Source organism: Streptomyces hainanensis, assembly GCF_004348415.1.
GTDB lineage: Bacteria > Actinomycetota > Actinomycetes > Streptomycetales > Streptomycetaceae > Streptomyces > Streptomyces hainanensis.
Map to the genome: position 1 here is coordinate 1 of NZ_SMKI01000459.1, position 6,097 is coordinate 6,097.

A 6,097-nucleotide genomic window follows, 5' to 3' on the forward strand; every position below is an offset into this window, starting at 1 on the left:
GGGCAATCCCCCTACCCCAGAGGCCAGAACGTCGGCCGGGGGCCGAGGTGGGTGGATTTGGGCGGCATGCCCGCACCACTCGCCGTGCCGGACCAGATCTGGTCCCACGTGGGGGGCGGCAGGATCAGGCCGACCTCGTCGGGGCCCGGCGGGTGGCTCGTGTACCGGGGCGCGGGCGGCACGCCCTGGTCCTCGCAGAGGGCCGGGATCAGCACGTGGTCGCTGATCGCCGCCGGCAGTTCCACCCACTCGGGAGGAACGAACCGCAGCCGTCCGGCCATCGCCGTCGGCGACACCTCGGACACCTCCCACACCCGGCCGGCACCGGTCAGCAGGAAGGTTCCGCTGCGCGGCGCGAGCCGCGCGGCGGACGGCAGTTCGGTGACGTGCGCGATGCGGCCGGCGGCCGCGACCGCGCGGCCGAGGTCGAGGCCCGGCACCGCGCGGTGGGTCGCGGAGAGCGTCAGCGGGAAGTGCCGGTGGTCGACGACCAGCGCCGGCAGCCGGTCGGCGGCCGTCCGCGGGGCGCCGCGGAGCCGGCGGCGGGCGGCTTCCAGCCGGTGGTGGCCGTCGGCGAGCAGCACCGGCGGCAGCGCCGGCCGCGACGCCGTCCACACCGGGTCGCAGGGCCACAGCAGTTGGACGCCGCCCTCGGGGGTGGGCTGTTCCCTGAGTGGCTGGCCCTTGATCGTCTCGTCCACGCACTCCTGGAACGCGCCGAGGTCGGGCGCCGCCAGGAGTAACGGTTGCGCCGGCGCCGCGGTCCGTTCCAGGAGGCGGAGTTGGTGGCGAACGGCCGGCTCGGCGACGTGCTGGTGGCGGAGCACGTGCCCGCTCTCCACTCCGTGCAGGCTCAACGCCCCGACGACGCCCCGTTGTTCGACCGCGCCGAGCGCGTCGCGGCGCTCCAGCACGTAGTAGGTGTCCGGGACGGGAAGGAGGAGGTCTGTCCGTGGGGCCGGGGTCCTGGGCAGGACCAGCTCGGGGAACAGCTCAGGCCGCAGTGTGCTCCTCCTCCTTCACGACCTCCCTCGGTACGTCCCGCGGGAACTGGCTCGTCATCGCCCCGGACAGGACGGAAGGCGCCGGCGCCACGACGGGGCGCAGCGTGTCCATGGCCTTGCGCAGCACCGCGTCCAGCTCCTGCGGGCTGTCGGCGACCGCCGTGACGTAGCCATGTCCGGCGACCCGGCTGGTGGCCTCCGGAACATGACTCCCCACGGGAACCGTGATCTCCAGCTCCCGTACCCCGGCGATCGCCCGCGCCTCGGCGATGCCTTCGACGGCCTCGAGGAGGCCGGCCGGCAGCCGCAGGAAGCGGCTGCCGGCGCACCGCCGGTCGTCGAAGGCGGGCTCCGGCGGCGGTAGTTCGAGCGCGCTGGCGATGCCGAGCGCGATCGGGTCGGTCCCGGTGGCCAGCCGTAGTAGTTCCTGCACGAAGGTGGCGCCCGGGTGGGCGTGCGACTCGATGAGCCGCGGCCCGTCCGCGGTGACGATGACCTCGGTCTGCGAGAGCCCGCCGCGCTGGCCGGCCGCGTTGAGCGTGGCGACGACCAGCCGGTGGATCCGCTCCCTCGTGTCCTCGTCCAGGTCGGCCGGCATGTCGTAGCCGGTCGTCCGGTACTCGGTGACGCCGACGCCCACGGTGTCGACGGCGCCGTACTTCCTGGTGATGGCCAGGATGGTGTGCTCGCCGGCCCGCGAGTGCGCCTCGATGCTGAACTCCGGGCCGTCGAGGAACTCCTCGACGATCAGGGCGGGTTCGCCCGACAGCTGGGCGGCCAGGTCCGCCGCGTCCGCCGCGCTGCGCAGCAGGTGGACGTCCTGGCCGCCCGAGCCGGTGCGTGGTTTGGCCACGCACGGGAAGCCGACGCGTTCGGCGGCGGCCACCAGATGCGCGGCGCGGTCACAGTGCTCGAACCGGACGGGGGCACCGGTGAGCTGGTTGACCTTGCCGCGCAGGGCCGCCTTGTCCGTGAGGTACGCGACGGCCGCATGAGGGTTGCCCGGGAAGCGCAGGGCCTCGTTCGCCCGGGCGGCGATCAGGGCGCTGGCTTCGGTGAAACCGAACACGCAGACCCTGGCGGGGAGGTTGGTGAGATGGCCGATGGCCATCATCAGCTGGGGGTGATCGGTCCAGTCGACCGTGATCGCCTGATCGGCCGCGCCTGCGGCCTCCCGAACTCCCGGTCGTGACAGGTCAGGAGCGAGCACCAACGTACGGGCGCCGACTCGGCGGGCCGCCTCAACCACCGCGGGGCGCGGGCTGAGCAGAACCGCCACCGGTGACTGCGGCGTCATCGTGCCGCCTCCTTGGAGTCCACGAGTTCCGGGGTCAGGTCGTCGACGGCTCCCGGGGCGATGCCTCTCGGTCCGGGTCGACGACGGAGATCAACGGATAGGGTCCTGGGACCGGGCCCCAGCGAGCCGCCGGTCAGTCCCAGACACTGGTCAGGGGGTTGGCCGCTTCGGACGAGGCCGCGGCGGCCGGTTCCTGTGCGGTGGCGACGCCGCTGGCGGCGGCCACCACAAGGAAGGCGGCGAGAACGCTGAGAACAAACTTCTTCACGGGATCCCTCTTCCACGTCCACATAGGCGAACATGAGTGGCATGCTGGCCCAATCATGCTCACGAGCATTCACCAAGAAGTCGATAGAATCGTTCTGGCATCATCTCGCCTGTCGAGTTGACGCCAAGGGGCTGGCCGATGTCGTTCGAGGACGGAGATCGTGAGCGAATCCGGCAAAATAGGCGCGGCGGCGGCCCGAGTTTACCGGCTCCGTGTGATTCACCCCACGAACTCCGTTGAATGGATTGCCGTTCGCGCCGGCCTTACACCGGAGCAGGTCAAAGAGGCCGAGTTCCAGCTCGCCGAGCTCGGGCTGCTGCGCCCTTCCCCCAGCGGCGGCCGGGTGGCGATCAGCCCGGAGAGCGCCGCGGACGCGTTGCTCGCGCCCCTGGAGCGCGACATACTGCAACGCCGCATCGCGATGGCCGCCACCCGGGCCCGGCTGCACGCGCTGTCAGGGGACTACCTGGAAGCCCGCAGCATGCGCTCGGCCAAGAGCAGCATCGAGATCGTCGAGGGCATCGACAACATCCGCGCCGTCATCGACGACCTCGGCCGCACCTGCACCAAGTCCCTGGACGCCCTGGTGCCGGGCGGCGCGGTCAGCAAGGCGGGGTTGGCGGCGGCGCTCGCCGTCGACCTGGAGCTGCTGTCGCGCGGCATCCGGATACGCTCGCTCTTCCAGCACTCGGCGCGCGGCGACCGCGCGACCACCGTGCACGCGGCCACCCTGGCCGACGCGGGCGCCCAGATCCGCACCACCGCGGTGCTGCCGTCCCGGATGCTGATCTACGACGACTGCGCGGTGCTGCCGCTCGACCCCCTGCACACGGCGAGCGGGGCGGCGCTGGTGCGCGACCCGGCGGTGCTGCGGTTCCTGAAGCAGCTCTTCGAGCACTACTGGGACCAGGGCCTGGACTTCGCCGAGGAGGAGAAGGCGGGTCCCGAGCCCGGCGGCATCGAGCGCGAGGTGCTGCTGCTGATGGCGGCGGGCAGGAAGGACGAGGCGATCGCCCACCAGTTGGGCATGTCGCCTCGGTCGGTCAGCCGGATCGTGGCCCGGCTGATGGAACGGCTGGGCGCGGAGAGCCGGTTCCAGGCCGGGGCGCGGGCGGCGCTCAACGGCTGGCTGTCCTGAGAGACTCGACGGTCCGATCGGGAAGAGGGGGTGCGGGGCTTGGACGACGGCGGTGTGCAGGCTGATCACGCTGAGCGGGCCGAACGGGCCGAACGGGCCGAACGGGCCGAACGGGCGGAGCGGGGTGGGGGAACCGGAGCGGGCGCCGTCGGCGTCCCCGAGGACCTCGCCCAGGCCGTCGCCACACTCGGCGACGACGAGGAACTCGACGCGGCGACCGTCCGCGTCTACAAACTGCGTGTCACCCATCCCACCGACCTGGTGAGCCAGTTGGCGGCCCGCGTCGGCCTCGACCGGGAGCAGGTCGCCCGGGCCGAGAAGAAGCTGTCCGCGCTGGGGCTGCTCCAACGCTCGCCCAGCGGCGGCTGGGTGGCGATCAGCCCGGAGAGCGCGGCCGAGGCGCTGCTCGCGCCCCTGGAGCGCGACATCCTGCAACAGCGGATCGCGATGGCGGCCACCCGGGAGCAACTGCACACGCTCTCCGGCGACTACCTGGAAGCCCGCAGCATGCGCTCGGCCAAGAGCAGCATCGAGATCATCGAGGGCATCGACAACATCCGCGCCGTCATCGACGACCTCGGCCGCACCTGCACCACGTCGCTCGACGCCCTGGTGCCCGGCGGCGGCCAGGCCGACGAGTCCCTGCGGGCGGCCCTGCCCATCGACCTCGAACTACTGGCCCGCGGCATCCGCATCCGGTCGCTCTTCCAGCACAGCGCGCGCCGGCACCGGGCCACCGTGCAGTACGTGGAGCGGGTCTCCGCCGCCGGCGCCGAGGTGCGCTGTGTGGGCACGATGCCGTCCCGGATGCTGATCTGGGACCGGGACTGCGTGGTGCTGCCGCTGGACCCGCTGGACACGGCCGCCGCGGCGGCGATCGTGCGTGACCCCTCGGTGCTGAGCTACCTGTGCCAGGTCTTCGAGCACTGCTGGGAGGAGGGCCGGGAGTTCCTGGAGCCGGACGAGGCGCCGCCCGGCGCCGAGCCGACGGGGGTCGAGCGCGAGGTGCTGCTGATGATGGTGGCCGGTCGCACCAACGACGACGTCGCGCTGCGGCTGGGGATCTCCCAGCGGTCGGTCAGCCGCATCGTCGCCCAGCTGATGACGCGCCTCGGCGCGGCCAACCGCTTCCAGGCCGGCGTCCGGGCGGTCGAGCTGGGGTGGCTCAGCCTTCAGGGGCGCTCCAGGGAACCGGCCGCGGGCCCGACCGAGGCGTAGAGCGCGCGGTCGGCCTCCGGGAGCCAGGAGCCGGCCGGCCTGGTCAGCCACGCACCGCGGTCGCCCAGGTCGCGGGCGGCCGTACCCAGCACGTCGAGCCCGGGGTGGCGCGGGCCGCGCCGCCACACCATCGACACCGGCGACAGCGGTACGGGCTCGACCAGCGGCCGCAGCACCATCCCCGGCACCCCGACGAACTCGGTGCTGGCCAGCACCGACCAGCCCTGCCGACGCACCACCCGCCCGAACTCGACGTCTCCCTCGATCTTGGGGAACGGCGGCGCGAGCCGGATGCCGCGGCCGGCGAACAGGTCGCGCGCGTAGTCCGTCCACTCGGTGGTGTCCTCGTTGCCGGCCGCCGCGTACAGCGTCTCGCCGGCCAGCTCGGCCAGCGGCACCCGGGGCAGCGCCGCCAGCCGGTGGTCGCCCGGCAGCAGCACGGCCACCCGCTCGAAGCGGATCAGCCGGTGTGCGAGACCGGCCCGCACGGCCGGGGCGAGGCCGGCGACCCGGCCGAACGACACGTCGAGCCGACCACCGGCGATCTCGGCCGCGGCCCTGGCCAGGCCGCTGTGGTAGCGCGCGACGAACTCCAACTCGGGCGCGATCAGCCGCGCCTCGTCCAACACCTGCTGGCCGGTGGCGACCGGCGCCGCCACGTCCACGACCAGCGGCCGCTCACCGCCGGCCGTCACGGCGGCGGACAAGCCGTCGTACGCCGCCAGCACACGGCGCACGTGCGGCAACAGGCGCTCGCCCTCCAGAGTGAGGGCGACATGGCGGGTGGACCGGTGGAACAGGGTGGTCGCCCACTCGCGCTCCAGCCGCCCGATGTCCCGGCTGAGCGCCTGCTGCGCCACGAACAGCCGGCCGGCGGCCCGGGTGAAGTGCAGTTCCTCGGCGACGGCGACGAAAGCGCGCAGCAGTCGGGGATCGGTGTCGTGGTGCACGGCCCCATTCTCACCCGCCCCACGGAATTCACAACCGGAGTGCGTGAATGGGCCCTGATCAGGTGTTGGACGCCGGCGGTCACCGTCGGCGACCGTTCTGTCATGCCAGAAACCCCCATGCGGTTCGCCCTCACCGGCGGCACGTTGGTCGCCGTCCTCCCCGCCGCGGTGGCCACCCACCGCCGACGCGGCTGGCGACGACGCGCGACACCCGCACCCACC

Annotated in this window: 6 protein-coding genes; 2 read left to right on the forward strand and 4 right to left on the reverse strand. The window is 73.0% G+C overall.

Annotated elements, in window-relative coordinates; all coding sequences use genetic code 11:
• Positions 1-11 precede the first annotated feature (11 nt).
• From E1283_RS30005 to E1283_RS39555, 3 genes are all read right to left on the reverse strand, one after another.
• Positions 12-914, reverse strand: a complete 903-nt coding sequence (locus E1283_RS30005) for a DUF1015 family protein (protein ID WP_165956300.1) — start codon at positions 912-914, stop codon at positions 12-14.
• A gap of 79 nt (positions 915-993) precedes the next feature.
• Entirely contained in the window at positions 994-2,301 is a 1,308-nt protein-coding gene (locus E1283_RS30010; protein WP_132821318.1) for an ATP-grasp domain-containing protein, read from the reverse strand.
• 133 nt (positions 2,302-2,434) lie between these two features.
• A complete protein-coding gene (locus tag E1283_RS39555) occupies positions 2,435-2,569 on the reverse strand; it encodes a hypothetical protein (protein WP_279571303.1) in 135 nt (44 codons plus the stop codon).
• 214 nt (positions 2,570-2,783) lie between these two features.
• Between E1283_RS39555 and E1283_RS30015 the strand changes: the two genes are divergently transcribed.
• Together E1283_RS30015 and E1283_RS30020 are read left to right on the forward strand one after the other, a co-directional pair.
• Positions 2,784-3,707, forward strand: a complete 924-nt coding sequence (locus E1283_RS30015; RefSeq protein WP_132821319.1) for a helix-turn-helix domain-containing protein — start codon at positions 2,784-2,786, stop codon at positions 3,705-3,707.
• Between the two features lie 30 nt (positions 3,708-3,737).
• A complete protein-coding gene (locus tag E1283_RS30020; RefSeq protein ID WP_243745203.1) occupies positions 3,738-4,925 on the forward strand; it encodes a helix-turn-helix domain-containing protein in 1,188 nt (395 codons plus the stop codon).
• On the opposite strand, the gene E1283_RS30025 is transcribed toward E1283_RS30020, so the two are convergent.
• The gene (locus E1283_RS30025; RefSeq protein WP_132821320.1) at positions 4,880-5,875 is read right to left on the reverse strand and encodes a LysR family transcriptional regulator; all 996 of its coding nucleotides are present in this window, start codon (positions 5,873-5,875) and stop codon (positions 4,880-4,882) included. The two genes, E1283_RS30020 and E1283_RS30025, sit on opposite strands and share 46 nt — an antisense overlap.
• Positions 5,876-6,097 lie beyond the last annotated feature (222 nt).

What these genes read in the sequence shown, in the direction of transcription:
- E1283_RS30010 (WP_132821318.1), bottom strand. Translation starts at nt 2,301, where the DNA reads ATGACGCCGCAGTCACCGGTGGCGGTTCTGCTCAGCCCGCGCCCCGCG.